At 56.2% G+C, this 22,154-nt stretch carries 21 protein-coding genes, 1 tRNA gene and 1 pseudogene; 10 read left to right on the top strand and 13 right to left on the bottom strand.

Annotation, left to right across the window (positions count from 1 at the left end):
• Window positions 1-39: 39 nt before the first annotated feature.
• The 8 genes from BIND_RS12095 to BIND_RS12135 all read right to left on the bottom strand — a co-directional run bounded on the left by BIND_RS12095 (window position 40) and on the right by BIND_RS12135 (window position 6,106).
• Window positions 40-1,230, bottom strand: a complete 1,191-nt coding sequence (locus BIND_RS12095; protein WP_012385360.1) for an NADH-quinone oxidoreductase subunit D — start codon at window positions 1,228-1,230, stop codon at window positions 40-42.
• Window positions 1,231-1,280: 50 nt separating this feature from the next.
• Window positions 1,281-1,919, bottom strand: a complete 639-nt coding sequence (locus BIND_RS12100) for an NADH-quinone oxidoreductase subunit C (RefSeq protein ID WP_012385361.1) — start codon at window positions 1,917-1,919, stop codon at window positions 1,281-1,283.
• A 59-nt stretch (window positions 1,920-1,978) separates the two neighbouring features.
• The gene (locus BIND_RS12105) at window positions 1,979-2,521 is read right to left on the bottom strand and encodes a NuoB/complex I 20 kDa subunit family protein (protein ID WP_012385362.1); all 543 of its coding nucleotides are present in this window, start codon (window positions 2,519-2,521) and stop codon (window positions 1,979-1,981) included.
• A complete protein-coding gene (locus BIND_RS12110; RefSeq protein ID WP_012385363.1) occupies window positions 2,512-2,877 on the bottom strand; it encodes an NADH-quinone oxidoreductase subunit A in 366 nt (121 codons plus the stop codon). The genes BIND_RS12105 and BIND_RS12110 overlap by 10 nt, the downstream gene beginning before the upstream one ends.
• 811 nt (window positions 2,878-3,688) lie before the next feature.
• Window positions 3,689-3,765, bottom strand: a tRNA-Asp gene (locus BIND_RS12120).
• 217 nt (window positions 3,766-3,982) lie between these two features.
• Window positions 3,983-4,846 (bottom strand): COG3904 family protein, encoded by an 864-nt coding sequence (locus tag BIND_RS12125; protein WP_050763968.1) that lies wholly within the window; start codon window positions 4,844-4,846, stop codon window positions 3,983-3,985.
• A 316-nt stretch (window positions 4,847-5,162) separates the two neighbouring features.
• On the bottom strand, window positions 5,163-5,477 hold the full coding sequence (locus tag BIND_RS12130; protein WP_012385365.1) for a hypothetical protein: 315 nt from the start codon (window positions 5,475-5,477) through the stop codon (window positions 5,163-5,165).
• A 125-nt stretch (window positions 5,478-5,602) separates the two neighbouring features.
• A complete protein-coding gene (locus tag BIND_RS12135; RefSeq protein ID WP_012385366.1) occupies window positions 5,603-6,106 on the bottom strand; it encodes a hypothetical protein in 504 nt (167 codons plus the stop codon).
• A gap of 212 nt (window positions 6,107-6,318) precedes the next feature.
• Here BIND_RS12135 and recA point away from each other — a divergent pair, with 212 nt between their 5' ends.
• The 9 genes from recA (at window position 6,319) to BIND_RS12185 (ending at window position 17,678) form a co-directional block, all read left to right on the top strand.
• Entirely contained in the window at window positions 6,319-7,389 is a 1,071-nt protein-coding gene (gene recA, locus BIND_RS12140) for a recombinase RecA (protein WP_041778071.1), read from the top strand.
• A gap of 547 nt (window positions 7,390-7,936) precedes the next feature.
• Window positions 7,937-8,926, top strand: coding sequence for a SphA family protein (locus tag BIND_RS12150; protein WP_012385368.1), 990 nt, complete (start codon window positions 7,937-7,939; stop codon window positions 8,924-8,926).
• Window positions 8,927-9,190: 264 nt separating this feature from the next.
• Window positions 9,191-11,887 carry an alanine--tRNA ligase gene (gene alaS / locus BIND_RS12155; RefSeq protein WP_041778073.1) on the top strand — a complete coding sequence of 899 codons (2,697 nt, stop codon included), beginning with the start codon at window positions 9,191-9,193 and terminating at the stop codon, window positions 11,885-11,887.
• Between the two features lie 186 nt (window positions 11,888-12,073).
• The gene (locus BIND_RS12160) at window positions 12,074-12,253 is read left to right on the top strand and encodes a DUF1328 domain-containing protein (RefSeq protein ID WP_012385370.1); all 180 of its coding nucleotides are present in this window, start codon (window positions 12,074-12,076) and stop codon (window positions 12,251-12,253) included.
• Between the two features lie 306 nt (window positions 12,254-12,559).
• Window positions 12,560-12,964, top strand: a complete 405-nt coding sequence (locus tag BIND_RS20170; RefSeq protein WP_012385371.1) for a phasin family protein — start codon at window positions 12,560-12,562, stop codon at window positions 12,962-12,964.
• A gap of 210 nt (window positions 12,965-13,174) precedes the next feature.
• Complete coding sequence (locus tag BIND_RS12170) at window positions 13,175-13,690, top strand: SixA phosphatase family protein (RefSeq protein ID WP_012385372.1); 516 nt, start codon at window positions 13,175-13,177, stop codon at window positions 13,688-13,690.
• A gap of 140 nt (window positions 13,691-13,830) precedes the next feature.
• Complete coding sequence (locus tag BIND_RS12175) at window positions 13,831-14,982, top strand: hypothetical protein (RefSeq protein ID WP_012385373.1); 1,152 nt, start codon at window positions 13,831-13,833, stop codon at window positions 14,980-14,982.
• Between the two features lie 123 nt (window positions 14,983-15,105).
• Entirely contained in the window at window positions 15,106-16,587 is a 1,482-nt protein-coding gene (locus tag BIND_RS12180) for a YcjX family GTP-binding protein (protein ID WP_012385374.1), read from the top strand.
• The gene (locus BIND_RS12185) at window positions 16,587-17,678 is read left to right on the top strand and encodes a YcjF family protein (RefSeq protein WP_012385375.1); all 1,092 of its coding nucleotides are present in this window, start codon (window positions 16,587-16,589) and stop codon (window positions 17,676-17,678) included. Before BIND_RS12180 ends, BIND_RS12185 begins: the two co-directional genes overlap by 1 nt.
• 102 nt (window positions 17,679-17,780) lie before the next feature.
• Here the strand turns inward: BIND_RS12185 and BIND_RS20625 are convergent.
• Window positions 17,781-18,732: pseudogene (locus tag BIND_RS20625) on the bottom strand (IS630 family transposase).
• Between BIND_RS20625 and BIND_RS21335 the strand changes: the two are divergent.
• Window positions 18,731-18,916, top strand: a complete 186-nt coding sequence (locus tag BIND_RS21335; protein WP_148210627.1) for a hypothetical protein — start codon at window positions 18,731-18,733, stop codon at window positions 18,914-18,916. The pseudogene BIND_RS20625 and the gene BIND_RS21335 sit on opposite strands and share 2 nt — an antisense overlap.
• A 10-nt stretch (window positions 18,917-18,926) precedes the next feature.
• Here BIND_RS21335 and BIND_RS12200 read toward each other — a convergent pair whose 3' ends face one another.
• The 4 genes from BIND_RS12200 to BIND_RS12215 form a co-directional block, all read right to left on the bottom strand.
• Window positions 18,927-19,316: a helix-turn-helix domain-containing protein gene (locus BIND_RS12200; protein WP_012385376.1), complete on the bottom strand. Its 390-nt coding sequence runs from the start codon at window positions 19,314-19,316 to the stop codon at window positions 18,927-18,929.
• Between the two features lies 1 nt (window position 19,317).
• Window positions 19,318-19,569, bottom strand: a complete 252-nt coding sequence (locus BIND_RS12205) for a type II toxin-antitoxin system RelE family toxin (RefSeq protein ID WP_012385377.1) — start codon at window positions 19,567-19,569, stop codon at window positions 19,318-19,320.
• An 87-nt stretch (window positions 19,570-19,656) separates the two neighbouring features.
• Window positions 19,657-20,643 (bottom strand): transporter, encoded by a 987-nt coding sequence (locus tag BIND_RS12210; RefSeq protein ID WP_012385378.1) that lies wholly within the window; start codon window positions 20,641-20,643, stop codon window positions 19,657-19,659.
• A gap of 301 nt (window positions 20,644-20,944) precedes the next feature.
• Window positions 20,945-21,520 (bottom strand): hypothetical protein, encoded by a 576-nt coding sequence (locus tag BIND_RS12215; RefSeq protein ID WP_012385379.1) that lies wholly within the window; start codon window positions 21,518-21,520, stop codon window positions 20,945-20,947.
• Window positions 21,521-22,154: the final 634 nt, after the last annotated feature.

Genomic DNA, 22,154 nt, shown 5'->3' on the forward strand with positions numbered 1-22,154 from the left:
CGTGCACCTCTTGGAAAATTGTCTTACGGGCCGCAAAGCTCATCGATCGACCTCGCCGAACACGATGTCGAGCGAACCCAAAATGGCGCTGACATCGGCGAGCATGGATTTACGGCAGAGAAAATCCATGGCCGATAGATGCGCGAAACCGGGGGCCCTGATCTTGCACCGATAGGGTTTGTCGGTGCCGTCCGAGACGAGATAGACGCCGAATTCACCCTTGGGCGCTTCGACACCACAATAGACTTCGCCGGCTGGAACGTGGAAACCTTCGGTATAAAGCTTGAAATGATGGATCAGAGCTTCCATCGAGCGCTTCATTTCGGCGCGCGAGGGCGGCACGACCTTGTGCTGCGGCGTGGCGACGGGCCCCTTGCCACTCGCCTGCGAGAGCTTCTCGACGCATTGCTTCATGATTTTCGTCGATTGCCGCATTTCTTCCATGCGGATCACCTGGCGATCATAATTATCGCCATGCCGGCCAACGGGAATGTCGAAATCCATTTCCTCGTAGCATTCATAGGGCTGCGCCTTGCGCAAATCCCAAGCGGCGCCCGAGCCGCGCACCATGACGCCCGAAAAACCCCAGCGCCAGCAATCCTCGAGGCTGATGACGCCAATATCGACATTGCGCTGCTTGAAAATGCGATTCTCAATGAAGAGATCATTGAGATCATCGCAGACCTTCAGGAAGGGATCGCACCAGGCGCCAATATCATCAATGAGCTGCTGCGGACAATCGATATGCACGCCGCCCGGCCGGAAATAATTGGCATGCATGCGCGCGCCGGAGGCCCGCTCATAGAAGACCATCAGCTTTTCGCGTTCCTCAAAGCCCCAGAGCGGTGGCGTCAGAGCGCCAACGTCCATGGCCTGCGTCGTGACATTGAGAAGATGCGAGAGAATGCGGCCGATTTCACACCACAGAACCCGCAGCAATTGCCCACGGCGCGGGACTTCGATGCCAAGCAGCTTCTCAATGGCGAGGCAGAAGGCATGTTCCTGATTCATCGGCGCGACATAATCGAGCCGATCGAAATAAGGCACGTTCTGCAGATAGGTACGCGCCTCCATCAGCTTCTCAGTACCCCGGTGCAGGAGGCCGATATGCGGATCGACACGCTCGACCACTTCGCCGTCGAGTTCGAGCACGAGCCGCAACACGCCATGCGCCGCCGGATGCTGGGGGCCGAAATTGATCGCGAAATTGCGGACCGGATTATCGTTCATGATATTCGCTCATGATTCTCAGGCGAGCCATGCCTCGATGAGGCATCGATTCATTGAGGATTATGTTTGACCTTCTCATCACCCGGCAGGATGTAGTCGATCGCGCCTTCCCAGGGAGACAGAAAATCGAAACTGCGGAACTCCTGAACCAGTTGCACGGGTTCGTAGACGACACGCTTCTGTTCGTCGTCGTAACGGACCTCGGCATAGCCGGTCATCGGAAAATCCTTGCGCAGGGGATGACCGTCGAAACCATAATCGGTCAGCAGGCGCCGCAAGTCGGGATGGCCGGAAAACAAGACACCGAAAAAGTCGTAAGCCTCGCGTTCGAACCAATTGGCTGCGGGATAGAACGAGGACAACGAAGGAACGGGCGTATTCTCGTCGGTTTCCACCTTGATGCGGATCCGGCGATTATGTTTCGGCGATAAGAGATGCGTCACGACATCGAAACGCCGTTCCCGCAAGGGATAATCCACCGCCGTCAGATCGATGAAGGACACATACAAAGCGCTCGGATCATCACGCAAATAAGTGATTGTTTCGATCAGGCGACCGGCTTCGACCGTCAAGGTCAATTCACCGAAGGCGACCGTGGCAGCTTTTATCGCTCCAGGCAGGGCCGCGCCAATCGCCTCGCCCTGCCGCGTCAATTCCTGATGCAGCAATTCCCGACGATCATTATCCATCGCATCTTCCTCGAGGATATCTTGCGCCATGGTGAAAGATCATGGCGCAAGATGGGCTCTTATCGTTCGATCGTGCCTGTACGGCGGATCTTTTTCTGCAGCAGAAGCACACCATAGAGCAGCGCTTCCGCCGAAGGCGGACAGCCCGGCACGTAAATATCGACGGGCACGATCCGATCGCAGCCGCGCACGACGGAATAGGAATAATGGTAATAGCCACCACCATTGGCGCAGGAGCCCATGGAAATGACATAGCGCGGCTCGGGCATCTGGTCGTAGACCTTGCGCAAGGCGGGCGCCATCTTGTTGGTCAACGTGCCGGCGACGATCATGACATCGGATTGGCGTGGCGAACCGCGCGGCGCAAAGCCGAACCGCTCGCAATCATAACGCGGCATCGACATCTGCATCATTTCCACGGCGCAGCAGGCAAGACCAAAGGTCATCCACATCAAGGAGCCGGTACGCGCCCAATTGATGAGCTCATCCGTCGACGTGACGAGAAACCCTTTGTCGGCAAGCTGGTCGTTGATCGACAGGAAATAATTATCCTGCGCCGGGGGAGTGCCGACGACCGGCTGAGGTGTGGCGATCAATCCCATTCGAGCGCCCCTTTCTTCCATTCGTAGATGAATCCGACCGTCAGGATTCCGAGGAAGATGATCATCGACCAGAAGCCGAGATCCCCAATCGTGCGGAAGGCGATGGCCCAGGGAAACAGAAAGGCGACTTCAAGATCGAAGACGATGAACAACAAAGCGACGAGATAGAAGCGCACATCGAACTTCATGCGGGCATCGTCGAAAGCATTGAAACCGCATTCATAAGCGGAAAGCTTTTCGGGATCCGGCGATTTGAAAGCCACCAGGAAGGGCGCGATGAGCAAAGCCGCAGCAATAAAGGCCGCGACACCCGCGAAAACCACCAGCGGCAAATATTGATCGAAAAGGTTCAGCATGAACATGCCTCCTTGGGCCTGGATAAGGCCATGGTCCGAACCGTCAACCCCTTCATTGGTTGACGCACGAACCGATTCAAAGAATTTATCGTGAATATCGATCTTTATTCGCGATAAAGACCCCAAGTCGTCGCCGCAAAATCACCACCGAAACCTGATGCTTGATCAGGAGGCGCTGACTCTCCTCAACCTCTCCTCACGCAAGCCCAGACTGGGCTTGAAACTCTTCTCTACGGACTGGCTATTCGATCGCCAGGCTCCTCCCCCCATTTCGTTTCGCGGTGGGAGAAACCGTGCCGACCAACGGCCTTCGCGTGGAGCGGGACAGCGGGATCGGCTGAAAATTCAAGACCGGAGCAATGAGATTCGATCCACATCGCTCCCGTGTTTTGCGATCCGTATCGCAGTGCAAACCCCGGCGCAAGAGAATCTCTAGTCACGAGCAAGCGAGCATTCCTCTTCGGCCACTTTGCTTTCGATAGAGGCAATCTCGAAAAACAGAGGGAAGAGAAGGAGAAAGACGGCGGGATTTCGTCCAAGGGCGCGGCCTACGCTCTATCGATCGGACGAGGTCAAGCTTGCCAGGGATAGGCTTTCGCAAGACAACGACAAAATTCGGGAACATTGCTTACGGCGAACCCATAGCCTCAAGCGGCCATGCCCTGCATGGGCTGCTTGAGCAGAAAAGCTTCGGGGTTTTTGAGAAGAAAAAAGGGAGCCTTCCTCTCCGATCGCGTCGGAAAGGACACTCACGCCGCACACACTCTAATATCTTAGAGTGTCAGGATAGGCGGACCACAGCTCCAATGAATGGCGAGAGAGACGGGGCTCGAACCCGCGACCTCCGGCGTGACAGGCCGGCGCTCTAACCAGCTGAGCTACTCCCCCATTCGTCCGAAGCGTTCCGCGTCGGAGGACAGCCGAATAGGCTAGCTAATGAACGAAGTCAAGCATGAAACCGTGGCAAAAGCTTTCTTCATCACGCAGCACCGATTTGCTCGAAGAGTGTTTGCCTTGTATGGACGGACTAATCCCTTTTCTTTCAATGAAAAAAGCCGAACCCGGGATCAATCCCGGGTTCGGCTTTTTTTTGGAGATTGATCTGTTACAGGGTCGCGGAGCCCAGATGCCATTTGCTGATTTCGGCGCGACTCACAATATGCACATCCTCGGGCCGCATATGTTCAGCCAAGACGATCACATTGGGGCTGACCCCCATCGACCGCGTATAGCGTTCCAGAACCTGGCTCATCTCGCCATCGTCCTCCTGACGCCCTTCAATGGACAAGAGATACATCTTGTGGAGACCAAGCTCGCTCTGAGGCGGAATCACCCGTTTACGGGCCCCCATCAGCGCATAGACGCACGCCGAATAGCATCGCGCTCCAATGAGCTGCGCCGCTTGATCATCGCCCTGCTCGACGCGCGCCACGACAGCCACCAGCCCCAATCGTCTGAAAATCTTGCCGAGCTCCATGGCCGCCATGACTTTCCCGCCATAGGAATGCATATAGACGACGGATTGAATGGGATGCTGGGGCAAATTGCGCTGCATGAAACGCAGGAAAGCCTCCGGCGTCGCATCAGTGATTTCACCTTCCATCGCGACGGCCTGGCAATCCACACCGCAAGCGCTCTTTGGGCCCGCCGGGATGAGGCGGAAGGCCATGGAATCGGCACGCGCCGGTTGCAAGCCCGCCAATCCATAAGCCAAAGCCAAGACCAGCAGCCCCCCTCCCCCGCGGTTCATCATATGCCGACGAGCGGAAGCGGGCTTCTGCCGGCAGGGAACCAAAACGCCAGAATGCATCGGGGAAATGCTTTGTGTGCCGCCAAGGAATGGGGAGCGCAACACCCGCCAGGGCGCGGAAATCAAAGCAACGGAACGACGAACGAAAGAGAAGAGAGAAGAAAGTCGGCCCGGCGCATGGCGGGCCTGTGGACCTTCCTTGTTTGCATTTCCCAACATTTCCTCTCCTATTGATTATAATGAGCTTTCTCCGTGGCGTAGAACCTTGGAGGCTCAATCGATTATTAGAAAAGAAACTGTATTATGAAAAAGGAAAGCTTTTCAAGATTCCTTTTGGAGACGGAAATGGGGCTGCCTGACGCAGGCCTCATCCTGGATGGACACGGACCACCAACGGGAAAGAGCGTTTTCATCATCATGAAAACGCTCTTCTAAAGCCCGATGGATCGGCTTCGTCAGAAAGAGAAAGACGAAACAACGATCTGATCTTTTCAGTATGATTTCCCCCAAAAGTCGGGGAAGAGGTCCCTGACCTCTATTCGATACCCGCCTCGTGATTACGGGCATTCCAGGCTGAGCGGAACCGTTCGGTAATTTCAATTGGATCGGTGATCGCCGGCTTTGCGGCAGCCAAAGCGCCACGCACCACGGAAGCCTCCTCCGCAGTGAGCACGACGGGGCCCGCCATGAAAGCAGCATTGGGAAGCGTAAAGAGGATCGCCTCGCGATTAGGATGGTCCTTCAAGGACACGAGCGAATTGGCGACCGGCTTTCCGTCGACGCAGACATTCGTCCCGATGACTTCAATCTTCCGCCCGTCGGAAGTTTCCCTAATGAAAACGGTTTCCATCTTACCTCAACCTCGCTTGGCCGATCCCTATCAAGGAGTCTTCACATTAAGCACAGGCGATATTTAGGAGCCCATGCTTGTGCTAGCAAGGAAAAGCAAATTCCAGTCCAGACCGCACGCCACGCTCAATCGACGCCAGCCGCCAGGGCCGCGATGACGCTGCCGCCGACTTTCTCCATGGCGCCAAGTTCATCGATCTTGGCGAGATAAGTCCGGGAAATCGCGTTTTCGTCGCGCCGCAGATGAATGAAGGCCAAAGCTTTCAAAGTATAAAGCGCGAAATGGCCGGCGCTATTGACGTCGGAGGAAATCTGATCGGTCTTCCAGACACGCCAATCTGGATCAAGCCCAGCCTGACGCGCAGCTTCCATCAGGCCGGCGGTCGCGATGGCCAGAGCCTCATCGAGATTGCCCTGATAGGTGTGAATTTTATAAAGGCAGAGATAGGTCGGCAGCGCCTCAGGATCGAGCATCAAGGCCTCGCGAAAGGCCTTGTCCGCTCCTTCGGAGTCATGACGATAGAGCGCGACACCACGCTGCAGGATCTCATTCACTTCCGGCGGAACCTCGCCGAAATTGATCAGATCATCCGTAACGCGGAGTTTTATGGCTTCTTTTGGATCGGACATGGGCGGCTGTAACCATCACGACATTCAGCTATTTGATGCACGCACAAGCAAAACCTGCACCATTACCGCGAGCAGCAGCATAAACCAAGCTTTCTCAATGGCCTCCCCTTTAGAGAAGGACTCTTGCGGATGAGAACAAAAGTGGTACATTAGATCAAATTGTTAGAAAGATTGCGCCAGCGCCGAGCTCGTGCAAGAAGGAACACCGTGCCGTGACACAATCGAATCTTCGCCTCGTAGAAGGGACTTCCGTGGACAAGACCAAGGCGCTCGATGCCGCCCTGTCGCAAATCGAACGGGCTTTTGGCAAGGGCTCGATCATGCGCCTCGGCAAGAGCCAGAAAGCGATCGAGATCGAGACCATCTCCACCGGTTCTCTTGGCCTTGACATCGCGCTTGGCGTCGGCGGCCTGCCGCGTGGCCGCGTCATTGAAATCTATGGGCCTGAATCTTCCGGCAAGACCACGCTGACCCTGCATGTCATCGCCGAAGCTCAGAAAAAGGGAGGCGTCTGCGCCTTCATCGACGCCGAACATGCGCTCGATCCGGTCTATGCCCGCAAGCTCGGCGTCAATCTCGATGATCTGTTGATCTCGCAACCCGATACCGGCGAGCAGGCGCTCGAAATCACCGATACGCTGGTGCGCTCGGGGGCTGTCGATGTCCTCGTCATCGATTCCGTCGCCGCGCTCACACCGCGCGCCGAAATCGAGGGGGAAATGGGCGACAACCAGCCAGGCCTGCAGGCACGGCTGATGAGCCAGGCGCTCCGCAAGCTGACCGCCTCGATCTCGCGGTCGCAGACCATGGTCATTTTCATCAACCAGATCCGGATGAAAATTGGCGTCATGTATGGCAGCCCGGAAACAACGACCGGCGGCAATGCCTTGAAATTCTATGCCTCCGTCCGGCTCGACATCCGCCGCATCGGCTCGATCAAGGACCGCGAGGATATTACCGGTAACCAGACGCGCGTGAAGGTCGTCAAGAACAAGGTCGCGCCACCGTTCAAACAGGTCGAATTCGACATCATGTATGGCGAGGGTGTGTCCAAGGTTGGCGAATTGGTCGATCTTGGCGTCAAGGCTGGTGTCGTCGAGAAATCCGGCGCTTGGTTTTCCTATGACAGCCAGCGGCTCGGCCAGGGCCGCGAGAACGCCAAAACCTTCCTGAAAAACAATCCGGAAGTCGCTGATAAAATCGAGATGACCATCAGGGAAAATTCGGGATTGATCGCGGACCGCATTCTCGATCAGGCCGAGCCCGAGGAAGATGACGCCTGAGAGGCGTTCTTGGATTTCTCTCGCTTGGACTTCGTGAAACCGCGCCGCACACGAAAGCAAGAAATATTCTTGCAAAATCAGATGACTAGAGCATTTGCGTAATACGCTAAATCAGCAAAATGCTCTCTTTCTGCCACGCCCTGGCTTCCGGCTAGGCAAAATTGATGGGCGACGGAGAGGCTCGCGGCCTGATGAGCGATCGAGAGCCTCACCGCGATCCTCCCATTGTCCTGTTTGCCCGGGCCCGCTAATAGCGCCTCGCACGCCCGGCCTATGGCCTGCTCTCTTTCGTAAAAACCGGCGTTGTCGAGGATCTCTCCCTCGATCAGGACTTCGCCGTTCGATCGAGGGCGTACGACTCCACTTTCCCCCACCCGACCATGCTGCCTGTCCAATGAGAGAGGTGGCAACGCCTCTTCTGTCACTCTTGCGCAGAAAGCGACCCCTTGACGCAGGCTCAGCGAGAGCTCATCCTCGCAACATAGCTTCAGCAGCCGTTCAGAACGTATTTCTCTCGCAACTTTCAGGGGTTTGTGGAGACGTTTCCATGGGCATAATGCGAACTATTATCGTTTGCCTGGGGCTTGGTTTGGTTGCTCCTCACGCTTATTCCGCTGAATTCGCGACAGGTAATTATCTCCTTGGCTTTCGCGGTCCTCTTGCTGGCGTCGTGCCGCCGCAAGGCCTTTATCTTGAAAACGACACTTATTCTTATTCCGCCAATATCAGCGGTGGCCGCGCGGTCGAGACGGGCGGAAGAATCATAGCCAATGTCACACAACAGACGACCCTTGATCTCCTGACTCCCATCTGGATTACGCCATGGGAATTTGCGGGCGGAAAGATCGGCGTCTCCGTAACAGTCCCCTTTGGTCGGCCCAACGTCACCGCAGGCGCGCTACTCTCAGCACCGAACCTTGGTATAGCCGTTGGCGGCGGTGTCGAAGAAGCCAACACCAGTCTTGGTGAAATCTTCCCGCAGATCTTCATTGGCTGGGAGAAGGACAATTTTCATTGGAGCTTCTATGTCGGAGGCTTTACGCCCACCGGCTACATACCCGGCGCAATCTCCAACGTGTCCTTGAATCGCCCCGGCATTGATACGACGCTTGCCGTGACCTATCTCGACGAAAAGCTGGGCTATGAGCTTTCGATCATCCCCGGCTTCACCTACAACTGGATCAATCCAGTCACAAACTATCGCAGCGGCAATGAATTTCATCTCGAATGGTCAGCGACGAAATTCATAACGAAAGACCTTTCGATCGGCCTCGTCGGCTACCATTATCAGCAGCTTACCCCAGATAGCGGATCCGGCAATCGAATTGGGCCTTTCCAGGGACGTGTCACCGCCTTGGGTGGAACTGTTGGTTACAATTTCGTTCTGGGCACAACACCCATTTCCGCACGCACGAAAATCTATCGCGAATTGGATACGACCAATCGATTTCAAGGCACAGCGGCTTTTATAACCTTCTCCTTGCCACTCTGGATGCCACAGACAGCCGAAGCCGCCCCCGTGAAGGCCAAATATTAAGCCGGCCGGCAATACTCGGACCGAAAAGGAATGTCGGCTTTTCGGTTCAAGACTGGAGCGGCGGCAATCGACGATTTCTTCGACAAGGCGTGGCGGAGCGAGGCCGCTCTTTGCGGCCCTTAGCATTGAAGACTTAAGACGGAAGAATGCCTCTTCGTCGTAACCCCTTGCTCTGTCCTTGCGAATGCTGTTGACCTATATGAGTTGCCCGTAGGAAATGATTCTTTCAAAGGGCCCCTCGGTCCGGAGCATGGTTTGAACGAGATGAACGGCGTCAATGAAATTCGCGCGGCTTTTCTGGATTTTTTCCGCAAGAACGGCCACGAAATCGTTCCTTCCTCGCCCCTGGTGCCGCGTAATGATCCAACCTTGATGTTCACCAATGCCGGCATGGTGCAGTTCAAGAATCTGTTCACCGGCGTTGAAAAGCGGCCCTATACGCGCGCCTCGACCGCACAGAAATGCGTGCGCGCCGGCGGCAAACATAATGATCTCGACAATGTTGGCTATACTGCGCGCCACCATACGTTTTTCGAGATGCTCGGCAATTTTTCCTTCGGCGATTATTTCAAGCCGCTCGCCATTGAGCTCGCCTGGAAATTGATCACTGAGGTGTTCGATCTGCCGAAAGATCGTCTCCTCGTCACAGTCTATCATGACGATGATGAAGCCTATGATCTTTGGAAAAAGATCGCGGGCTTTCCCGATTCGAAGATCATCCGCATCGCAACCTCGGATAATTTCTGGGCCATGGGCGATACCGGCCCTTGCGGCCCCTGTTCGGAAATTTTCTACGACCAGGGCGAAAAGCTTTTCGGCGGGCCGCCCGGCAGCGCCGATGAAGATGGTGACCGCTTTCTGGAATTCTGGAATCTCGTCTTCATGCAATTCGAACAGCGCGGTCCGGGCGATCGGATCGCCTTGCCCAAGCCCTCGATCGATACAGGCATGGGGCTCGAACGGATCGCCGCTCTCCTGCAAGGCGTGACCTCGAATTACGATATCGATCTCATGCGGGCCTTGATCCTGGCCGTCGCTCAGGCCACCGGGGTCGATCCCGATGGTCCGATGCGGGCAAGCCACAGGGTCATCGCCGATCATTTGCGCGCTTCATCCTTTTTGATCGCTGATGGCGTCTTGCCCTCGAACGAGGGCCGCGGCTATGTCCTGCGCCGCATCATGCGCCGCGCCATGCGACACGCCCAATTGCTCGGGGCACAAGAACCCCTGCTTTGGCGTCTGGTGCCAGCACTCACCCGTGAAATGGGCCAGGCCTATCCCGAACTTCTGCGCGCCGAGGCCCTGATCGTCGAAACCTTGCGGCTGGAGGAAACCCGTTTCCGGGCGACACTCGCGCGCGGCCTCACCATACTCGAAGACGAGACCCGTCATCTCAGCGAGGGCGGCGTTCTATCCGGCGAGGTCGCGTTCAAGCTTTATGATACCTATGGCTTCCCGCTCGATCTGACGCAGGATGCCTTGCGCGCCAAAAGCCTTGGGGTCGATATGGAAGGTTTCGAAAAGGCAATGGCGCGCCAGCGTGCCGAGGCCCGCAAAGCCTGGAGCGGTTCTGGCGAGGCGGCCACCGATACCCATTGGTTTGCGCTTAGGGAACAACTGGGAGCAACGGATTTTCTCGGCTATGATACGGAAAAGGCCGAGGCCCTCATCCAGGCGATCCTGCAGGATGGCAAGGAGGTCCTTCGCCTTGAAGCCGGCCAGAGCGGCGCGATCGTCTTGAATCAGACGCCTTTTTATGGGGAATCCGGCGGCCAGGTGGGCGATACAGGTCTCATCATCGCGCCTGGCATGCGGTTCAAGGTCGAAAATACCCACAAGAAGCTTGGCGATCTGTTCATCCATGAAGGCATTGTCGAGGAAGGCGCGGTCGTGCCCGGTCTCGAGGTGCGCACGCTCGTCGATCATTCGCGCCGGACAGCCGTGCGCGCCAATCATTCGGCCACCCATCTGCTGCACGAAGCTTTGCGGCAGGTGCTTGGTGATCATATCGCGCAAAAAGGCTCGCTCGTCGCGCCCGACCGGCTGCGTTTTGACTTTTCGCATCCAAAGCCGGTCACACCGGAAGAATGGACACAGATCGAAGACATCGCCAATAGTGTCATTCTCGAAAACGCACCCGTCACCACCAAACTGATGAGCATCGAGGATGCCATGGGTTCTGGGGCGCGGGCCTTGTTCGGCGAGAAATATGGCGACGAAGTCCGCGTCGTCTCCATGGGTTATGACGAAGATAAGGCAGATGATTCGACGGACGGGCGCATCGCTCCCCCCTTCTCGGTCGAGCTTTGTGGCGGCACCCATGTGGCACGAACCGGCGATATCGGCCTTCTCACGATCATTTCGGAAAGCGCCGTCGCCGCCGGCGTGCGCCGGATCGAGGCCAAGACGGGCAGTTCCGCGCGGCATCATCTCAATACCCAGGCTAGCCTTCTGCATTCCCTCGCGGCACAGCTCAAGAGCCCTGAAGACGAAGCGAGCAAACGCCTATCCGCACTCATCGAGGAGCGCCGCAAACTCGATCGGGAATTAAGCGAGGCGCGGAAAAAGCTCGCCATGGGTGGCGGGAGTAGCAACGGAGCGGATTCCCCTCTGCGGGAAATCGGCGGCATCAAATTTTTCCGCCGCGCGGTCACTGGCGTGGAGATGAAGGATCTGAAATCCCTCGCCGATGAAGCGAAACAGACGATCGGTTCCGGAATCGTCGCTATTGTTGGCGTCGGGTCGGATAACAAGGCGAGCGTCGTTGTGGGCGTCACCGATGATCTGATTGATCGTTTCGACGCCGTTGCGCTCGTGCGTCTCGCCGCTGGCAAACTCGGCGGCAAGGGTGGCGGCGGCCGCAAGGATCTGGCGCAAGCCGGCGGTCCGGATGGTGAAGCCGCGGAGGCAGCTCTCACCGCGATCGAGGAAAGTCTGGGCTCCTCTCTGCCCACGCCTTGAGCCACGCCTGCATAGAGCCCACCTGCATCGACGGCCGCATCCAAAAAAGCGAATCAAAGTGAAACTTTTGATCTTGCGATAGATTTTATAAATGGCGCCGGATCGGTGATAAAAACTTTGCCGTCCCTTGGAACCAGAGCAGCGGAAAGAAGGTTAAGGCTTAGTAAAAAATAGCTGAGGGTGACTATGAATTTTGGAAACCTTCTCTATTGGGCCTTGGCCTTTTTGCTGATCGCGATCATCGCAGGGTTTCTAGGCTTTGGTGGTGTGGCAGGGACAGCCATGGAAGGTGCACGTCTCCTTTTTTGGGGTGCTCTGATTCTTCTGCTGATCTCCCTCATCCTGGGCTTGATTCGACGGTCCTAATCGTCAGCCTTCGACCGGGTTCCGATCGAAGGTAAAACTGTGTTTGGATAGAATTCGGATGGGTTTATCCAAAATAGTGCATCCCATAAGTCAAACATGAAAGATTTGTTTCAAATTGGGATGAACACACTGAAATGTAGGACGAATCCTATTCTCGCTTTAGGCAAGAGAGATTGCTGTGATCTCACTATTTGTATTTCAGATTGACCCTAATCTATGCCTATTGAATGAATAGTTTTCGTTGAGTTCTCGCTTGGTCTTGTTATCTTTTTAGTGCTTCTGCCCATTTGGCCCATGGAGGAATTGATGCCCCAAGATCCCAAATCGACCCCCCTGACTTCTGGTATCGATGTGGCGCTCAACAGCTTGAGCAGCACGACCAAAAACTTTCAGACCCTGGCCACTGAAATCACCCAAATGTCGAAGCAGTCCTTCGAGCATGCTACGCAGACCTTTGAAAAGTTGCGCAATGCGCACAGCCTGGATGAAGTCGTCGCGATTCAGACCGGTTATGTGAAGGAAGTTTTCGAGGAAGCTGCGGCGCGGACGAAGCGGCTCGGCGAACTCGTTTCGACCTTCCCCAACGAGCTCACGAAATCCTATCAGGACGCCTTGCAGCAGTCTCTCAACACTGCGGCGCAGGCCACGGATACGGTTGTAAAAACAACCGCCTCCAATGTGGAACGCCTGGCGGATATCGTGAATAAATAATTCTTCTGCGGGCTCTCGCGCACCCATTGATTGGGCTGGGCCCCTTGCCCGAAAAATTCACACCTTTTCGGCGAGGTGGCTCGCCCGCAAGATCATGCATTGATATAGAAGCAGAGAAAGTTTCCACTTGGCACGATCACTTGCACGAGCGGGAATTTCCTCTCGAATATATAACCATGAATTTTTCGATCACGATAATTAAGGCTGAGCGTGACGCGTTTATTGATTCTCCGTCATGCTGAGGCGGCTTCGACATCGACATCTGATCTCGACCGCCCCCTGACCCGGCATGGCCGGCATGATGCGAACCGCATTGGTGTTTTTCTTCGCACACATCATTGGATTCCGCGGAAGGCCTATGTTTCGACGGCTATGCGGGCACGGGAAACTTTTTCCGAGCTTTGCACCCAACTCCACGCCCCTCCCAAGGTTTCTTACGAACCCACCCTCTACAATGCCTCCCTCAATAAGCTGGAGGCGCTACTACGGACGATTCCGGCCGATCTCGATTGCGTCCTGCTGATCGGTCATAATCCGAGTATCGCGGAACTCGCCAGGGCCTTGGCCACGGATGGGCCCGGGGTGGATCTTGCCCATCTGCGCCGGGGTTTTCCTCCGGCCGCTTTGGCGGTCATCGAATTCGATTCGCCTTTCGGTTCATCCGGCGCCATGGAAAAAGGCCATCTCGTCCGTTTCATTATGCCGGACTTGCTTCCTAAGGCATGAAACGCTTCCTATATTCCTGTCACGAAGCAGGTTTCTAAACCTCCTGTTGAAATTTGGCTGGTACTCTGGGCCACGGAAACGCGAGATAGTCCAACAGGCTTCCTCTATGACCCTTGGACACACCAAGAGGATTGCGGGACGTGATTGATCTTCTTGCCTTCGCTTATGGCCTATCGATCCGTTTGGCCCTTGCCAGCCTCGCCACCGAGCCTGGCCCAGCCACCTTATCCGTTGAACCGGAACTGACGGCTTCGCTGGCCTATTTTATCCCCAAGGAAAGAAGCGTCGCCAACTGGCGTCTCGAAGCGGCCTGGCATCTTGCCCCGACCGATTCCGCCGCCAAAATGTTCACCGCCGAGAAACTGTCTCCTCCCCGTTGCGTCAAACTGAACAATTATTGGTGCATCAAACATGCGGGTTGGAACGGCACACTCGGCATGGACCGGGAAAACCATGTCGCTTTCGCCTCGGTGCTCGAAGGCGCAACCGTCGCCGCTCTTCTCCTGAAACGCTATTATGTCGATTATCACCGGCGCACGGGACGCGCCATCGTCAGTCGCTGGGCCCCTTCTCCCTGTGCCTCCACCGCCTATCCCGTGCCGAGATCTTACCAAGTCCCTCCGACCACGACCGCCAATCTGCCTCAGACTGTTTCGACATTTCCGCCACGCGGCAGCCTGACGGCACATCCCACAACCCGAATCGGAACTCAGGTTCGAAGCCGCAATCTCCATGTCGCCGGCCGGTTTGCACATTCAAAAGGTCGGCCCAAACATCATTATAATCTCGAAATGATGCATGCCCCGGAAATCGCCGTGGGCATGGGTGAGGATTCTCTCTCGAATTCGTACAGAACCACAATCAAGACATCGATCAAGACGTCAGTCATGACGACCTCCGTGACAACGGCGTCGACAACCACCATGACGTCGCCGACGACGACCCCCTTCCCATCGTCCGCCAGTCTCGACTCTTTGCTCTCCCCTTCCCTGCCGATGACGAGTTGTTTCGACGATCCGCAAAGGCTCGAACGCTACGCCCAGCGTGCCAGTCAAGGCGTCGCGGCCAATCCCGACACCGACCTGCATCTCTTCGAGGCGAATGGAACACCCACCCCGAATCTTGCTCGCGTCCTCGCCAATATGGCTCAAGTCGAAATTGGTCCCCTCGATGTCCGCTCCGAACTCATCGAAGCCGCTATCGAACGGGCTCGGCGCCAATGGGGGAGCGCGACACCCGTCCCGGACATGAGTGCGGCAGCCGCGCCGTCCCCAAGGGAGACCATTCGTTGAAAAGCACTGAAAATAGGTGCCCACTTTTGGTTTGATGCTCTCGGCATTTCATGGTCCAGTCGGTACCTACGCACTTTTCTTCCACCCAATCCTCTCCTGTCGAGCCAGCCGGATCCCTTCATCGTGTCGCTTTTTTCCGATTTGTTCTTCGAGGCGCGGATCATCGCCCAAAGCCTCGGCGATTACGTCTCCGGCCCTCATCTCAGACTTGGTGTCACAGGCCTCTCGCGGGCCGGCAAGACCGTTTTCATCACCGCCCTCATCGACCATTTGACCAAGGCGGCACGCCCGAGCCTGCGGCGCGGCAAAAATCCCTTGCCGGTTTTTCGTGTCCAGGCCGAGGGGCGCCTGACGCGCGGTCAGCTCGAGCCGCAGCCAGATGATGCCGTGCCGCGCTTTTCCTATGAAAATCACCTGGCGGCCTTGCACGGGCCTGGCGGCGACACGGACGCCCGCCATTGGCCCGAATCGACGACACAAATTTCCGAATTGCGCCTGAAACTCGAATTCGAGCGACCCAACGGCCAAACGAAAGCGCTGACCATCGATATCGTCGACTATCCGGGTGAATGGTTGCTCGACCTGCCCTTGCTTGACAAAGGCTTCGCGCAATGGTCGCGTGAAACCCTGGAGGCGTCATCAGCCAAGGCCCGCGCCCCCCTGGCCGAGGAATGGCGCCGTTTCGTCGATGCCATCGATCCGAAGATGGATATGGGCGAGGAAACAGCGCGCAGGGCAGCCGCCCTCTTCACCGCCTATCTGCGGGCCTGCCGCGCGGAAATCTATGCCTTCTCGGTTCTGCCGCCAGGTCGTTTTCTAATGCCGGGCGATCTCGCTGGCTCGCCCGCCCTCACTTTTTCACCCCTCGTTTTGGAAGAAGGCGTCTCCTACCCTTCCCACAGCCTCGCCGGCATGATGGAGCGTCGTTTCGAAGCCTATAAAACCCATATCGTAAAGCCGTTTTTCCGTGATCATTTTGTCCGGCTCGATCGGCAGATCGTGCTCGTCGATGCATTGTCAGCGCTGAACGCCGGCCCCGCCGCAGTGCGTGATCTCGAAAATGCGTTGAGCGATATTCTCGTCGCCTTTCGCGTCGGCCAGGGCAATCTTCTGACCAATCTGTTCCGGCCCAAGATCGACAAAATTCTCTTCGCCGCCACCAAGGCTGATCATCTCCACCACACGAGCCATGATCGCCTGGAGGCCATTTTGCGTTTTCTGACCGCGCGCGCCATTTCCCGCGCCGAGGCTGTCGGCACCAGCATCGATGTTATCGCTATGGCGGCTGTGCGCGCCACGCGTGAAGCCATGGTCTCTGGCGAGGGTGGTTCGGATCTCGAAGCGGTGATTGGTGTTCCCTTGACGGGAGAAAATATCGACGGCGAAATTTTCGATGGCCACGCCGAAGCCGCGATCTTTCCCGGCGACCTTCCGAGCGATCCGAAACTGATCTTCCAAGCCGGAGCACAGACTTATTCCGATTATCGCTTCGTACGGTTCCGGCCACCGATCGCCCATCGCAATCCCGAGGGCGTAGTGCTTCCCCTGCCCCATATCCGGCTCGACCGCGCTTTCGAATTTCTCCTCGGCGATAGATTGATCTGATGGAAAATGACGCCAAGCGGCCACCCCGCGCCTTTCGCCTCGATCCCCAGCCGCGGCCACAGGCCAAGACCACAATGGCAGCGGAACCATTACCCCGCGTGATCGAGCCTGAGCAGGACGCCTATGAACGCGAGGCGGAAGCCATGATGGCTTCTCTCGGCTCGCAAGATGGCGGCGAAGCTGCTGTCGAGAAGGCGCAGGCGGAAGGCATGTTGCCGAGCCTCGTACGGCGAGCTTTGCTTTCCTGGGGCGGTGTGTTCTGGACGGCACTCGCGGCACTCGCTTCGCTGACCTTCGGCCTATGGCTCGACCGTCTCGTCGAGGATCTTTACGCCCGCGCTCCCTCGCTCGGGATCGTCGGGCTGGTCTTGGTTGGTTTGATGGTATCGGCGCTTGTCGCTCTCGCCACGCGTGAATTGGTCAGCGTCATCAGGCAACGCCAGATCGCCGTGCTACACCTGGATCTGGCCCGAGCGCGGGAAGCGGACGATGCCGATGCAGCGCGCAGGCTCGTCCTGGAACTCAACGTTCTTTACAAAAATCGCACAGAGACGGCGCAGGCGCGGGTCCATCTCGAGGATCTCACAAAGGAAATCGTCGACGGCCGCGATCTGATCGACATTGCCGAGCGCACCCTCATCGAGCCGATTGATGCCAAAGTGAGACAGGAAATAGCCAACGCCGCCAAGCGTGTTTCCGTCGTCACGACCTTCGCGCCGCGCGCCATTCTGGATGTTTTATTCGTGGCCGGACAAAGCCTGAGCCTCATCCGTACGATCGCGGCCCTTTATGGCGGCAGGCCGGGTCTTGTGGGATTTCTCAAATTGCTGCGTTCGGTCGGCGCGCATCTCGCCATCACCGGCAGCATGGCGGCGGGCGATACGATTCTCCAACAATTCGTCGGCCATGGGATTGCCGCCAAGGTGTCAGCACGGCTCGGCGAAGGTGTGTTGAATGGCCTGCTCACCGCCCGTGTCGGGCTCTCCGCCATGGCAGTTTGCCGCCCCATGCCTTTTGCCGAGAAACGCGCGCCGAGCGTCGGCGATGTCGCGCCGTTTCTGTTCACCTCGCCGAAGGAAGAAAAAACTTAATTTACACAATCTGTTAAAAAGAAAGCCATCGCGCGCTGGGTCACTTTTTTCATTCAGAAAAGCAAGGATTCAAAATAAGAGGCAGTCTAGAGTACTTTGCATTTACGTTGATACGTATCCGGCGTGTTTGAAAAAGTTCCAGCATTCCTGGGGGGTGAAAAGGTCGCAGATGTCTGCGAGCGCTTTGCAGAGTTGGTCGAATGTCCTGGCGCCGATGCGGCGGAGGTGAGCTTTCAGCTTGGCGAAGGCCATTTCGATGGGGTTCAGATCGGGGCTGTAGGCGGGCAGGAACAGAAACCAGCATCCCTTGGCCTTCAGCGCCTCGGCGGACTGCGGTGCGTGCTGAGATTGTCGAGGATGACCACGGTGCCGGGAGCGAGCAGCGGCGCGAGCTGGGTTTCGATGTAGATGTCGAAGGCAGCGCCGTTCATGGCGCCATCGATGACCCAGGGGGCGATCAGGGCGTTCCCGGTCAGCCCGGCAATGAAGGTCTGGGTGTGCCACTTGCCGAAGGGTGCAGTCCCATGCAGACGCTGGCCCCGGCGTGCGCGGCCTCTGATCCTTGTCAGGTTGGTCTTGACGCAGGTTTCGTCGATGAACACCAGCCGCTCGGGCCGCTGCTGCATGAACGGCTGGCGACGCTCTGTCCAGTCGGCGCGCGCTTCGACGATATCGGCGCGGCGCTGTTCGTCGGCGACCAGCGCCTTTTTTTGTATGTGAAGCCAAGCCTTTTCAAAGCCCGGGAAATCGCCGAATAATGGACCTGAACGCCCTCGGCATGGGCCAGGGCGTCGCGCAGTTCGAATAGCGTGATATCGGGGTCTTGTGTGACCAGTTCGATGAGGAAGGACTTGTAGGGCTCCAGCTTACCCCGCCCTGTGGGACATCCGCATTTGACGGCAGCGAGGCTTTCCCCACGTCGGACCTTGAGGGCAAGCCGCGCGCCCGTCGCCGCGGAGATCATCAGGCGCCTGGCCGCTTCGCGCGCACTCAGGCCCTCTTCAATGAGACGCTGGAAATGACGCCGCAGGTCAAGCGAAAGGGGAGCTGGCATGGCAAAATCCTCCTCGACGGGAGGAATCACAAAAAACACCCCAAGCAAAGCCCAACGATTCAACGTTCAAACAAATTGCTCTAAAGTATCGCTTGATAAATCGGAATCTTTGGCGATGCTTTTGGCGAGTTTCCGCTCAACCCTTTGGATCGCGGCAGGTGATGCGAGAGATTTTGGTAAATAACTCGATGGCATTATTCAACCAGCCATGCCGGATCAATATCCAAAGCTGTGGCAAGCGAAGCAAGCGTTTCTGGCGTGCCACCTCTGCGTCGGCTCTCTAAATCAGAGAGGTATCCTTGTCCGAGACCCGCGGCTTTCGCCAGATCGATTTGCGTCATACCGCGCCACTTGCGAAACGCCTTCAATAGGCTGTCGCCGCGCAAAAGGCTGGCGCTGACCTCCGCCGGGAGAGCCGCATTAGATCCTTCCTCGAGTTCCTTCTTGCGGGCATCATATATAGCGAGATCAGCAGCATCCTCTTCAGCCTCTGAATAGGCCGCGATGAGTTCGTCATAATCACTCTTGGGAATGACGACCAATTCCTCTCCGGCTGCCGTCCTAATGATTTGTGGCGCGCGCATTTCAGTTATTCCGATAGGTTGTTGTTTCACGCTTACCAATATAAAGCGCGAGAATGGTGACTTTATCTTCGTCAAAAATCACCCGATAGCGGCCAATACGAAGACGATAACCACTACGTCCAGAAAGCGCTTTCACATCGCCGCGCCCATCAACGGCATAATCATGCAAAGCAGCCACGATCGCTTCGCGGGCGTCGCCCTCAATCGCGTCAAGCTCCTTGGCAGCTCTGTGGGTAAAAATGATCGTCTTCACAGCGATTTTATCGCAAATTGGCAGGATAGATCAAGCGATATTATCGCTAGCTGCATATTTCAAACATTTTGGCCGCTTTTACGCATTTCAAAGAAGCTTCCACTTGCGCAAAAGGAGCAAGGTCACCATCCCCGTCAGCAGCATGATACCGATGCCGTACCAAAAGCCCTGATCATGCGATAGACCGGGCATCCCTCCGAGATTCATGCCAAATATGCCGGTGATGAGCGTCATGGGCAGAAACATCGTTGTAACGATCGAGAGAATGTAAAGATTGCGGTTCGTCGCCTCGATCAGGCGCGCCGAGGCCTGCTCCTGCAAGAGGCGGGCACGTTCCTGTACGAGATCAAGATCATGTCCCAAGGCGCCGAGCCGCTCGATGGCGGTGCGCAGACTGGCGGCGTCACCTTCCTCCACCCAATGCGGAAGCCGCGACAGAAGGCCCAGCAGCGCATGCTGCTGCGGCACCATATGGCGGCGCAATTGGACGGCTGTCCGCCGAATACGGCCAAGTTCCTCACCCGTGCGCTCACACCGTTCCGCCAGAATAAGATCCTCGACATCTTCCACATTGCTGGTGAGTTCGAGAATTAGGTCTCCCAAAGTATCGGTGACATGATGCAGGAAATTCGTCACCAGGCTGATCGGCTTGCCGAGCTTGAGCCCTTCGCCGAGGGATTGACGTAATCGATCGATTGAGGTGAGCGGCTGACGGCGGGCACTAATGAGACAATGACTATCAAGATAGAGTCTCAAAATGTCGAGCTGATCAGACTTCTTGACGAATTCATGATGGAGATCGCAGACGACACCGGCGAGGCCCAGCCCGGCGGGCTCGATCCGCATATGCAGATCCGAGCCGAGCAAAATAGCTTTCGCAGCGGAAGGAATATGGGTGGAAGCGCTGATCCAATTGCGGGCGCGCACATCGATCAGATTGAAATGCAGCCAGACGACAGAGGTTTCGTCTGCGAGAGCCGCATCCATGTCGGCCCATTCAACCGCTGTCATGTCGCCTAACGCGGTGACTTGATAGCCGCAGATCAGGCCCATGGGATCGGCGATTTCCACCATGAAAGTTTCTCGGCTGGTTTGGAGATTTATGGGTCGACACCGAGGAGACTCAATCACCTGTCTCCCAAGAGAAGTAAATTATTATCTTGTTGTATACTTTCCTTGAAACATGCGCCAAAGCACACGGAGACTTTTACTTTTCCTGCTTCATGGATTTCGCAGACGCGTTGTTTCGTCCTGTCTTCAATGATGCACGTTCCTTGCACCGCAAGGCCAAATCTCAATCAGGCATAGCCCGGTCTTGATCAGCGATCTCGACAGGCGAGTTCAAGTCCAGGCATTGCGCATGATCGCTTCCAGATCATAAGGGGATGCCCGGCGGTTTATGGATTGGTGGGCAGGCCCTCTCAGGGAGCCGTGTGTCGCAAACCAAGATGCTGTCCAAATATTGCGTCCAAGTCGAGATTTGCTCCGCCGAAGGCTCAAATTTGAAAGCCTTCTGGATGACATAAAAGCTGTCGTTGCCTTTAATCGCTCGGAACCATGTGATTTCCGGCTTGCCGGTCCCTGTATTCAAGGGACAGCGCGACACCCATGTTTTCACGGGATATCCATTTGATATCGTTTCAACCGCCGTTTCGACTTGTCCTCCTTTGCAGCTCGTTATCCAACGCTGCTTCATCGCAAGGTAAAACTTGTTCGGATCCACATCCTTCCATCCCAGAAAAATCTGGGTCGTCACCATCTCTGTCCAATTCTCTACAGTTTCATTCTGTGGAACGGCCTCTTGTATTGTCAATTTTCCTTGAGTTTGTTGAAAACCGATTTTGTATCCACGCGGCAAAGGCTGCAACAGATTTTCGTTTTCGATCTGAGCAAGACAAGGTTCCGAAAGAACCAGGGTGAGGCCTGATAATAGCGCCGTAATCTTCTTCATTTCTCCCTCAACCCCTCGTGTTTGTATCTAAGCAGCGGCGAGAGCAGATAACTGGAGATGGCTCGCTGGCCGGTCTTGATTTCGGCCGTTACCGCCACGCCAGGTTCGAGCGGAAAGTAGCCGCCCGCCCGAACTCGACTCTGGATGGTGATGACATCACCATCCTCTGCATCCGAATCGTAGAAACTGATCCAAACGAGCGGGTACGTTTTGCGGCGAGATCAGCCGCCAAGACATCACGATCCGCATTCGGGAGAGCCATGACCTCCATGGCAACATTGATGTACGATTCCTGCGCGGGGAACAATCTAATCGGCGTGAGGGCGCTCATCACTTGAGCACGGCGTAGGGCTTCGTCCGTGGACACATGATCAGCCCCACCGATCGGCAGGAGTTTTCCGATCGCCAATATAAATACATATATAACACTAACGATGCCTTGGCCGCAATCGAATAGCAAGGTGCTCAAGGAGGATGTGTTGGGTTCGAATCGCTTCGCGAGAAGAAGGTTTTGATCTGCTCCAGGAAAATGCCTTCATCCAAAGGACTGGAGCTTTTGCAGGATTTAAAGAATTGTAAAAAAAGCTCCCCTATCCGCCATCAGTGGAACGTTAAATCAGCGCGTTCAATGATG

Source organism: Beijerinckia indica subsp. indica ATCC 9039 (assembly GCF_000019845.1).
Taxonomy (GTDB): domain Bacteria; phylum Pseudomonadota; class Alphaproteobacteria; order Rhizobiales; family Beijerinckiaceae; genus Beijerinckia; species Beijerinckia indica.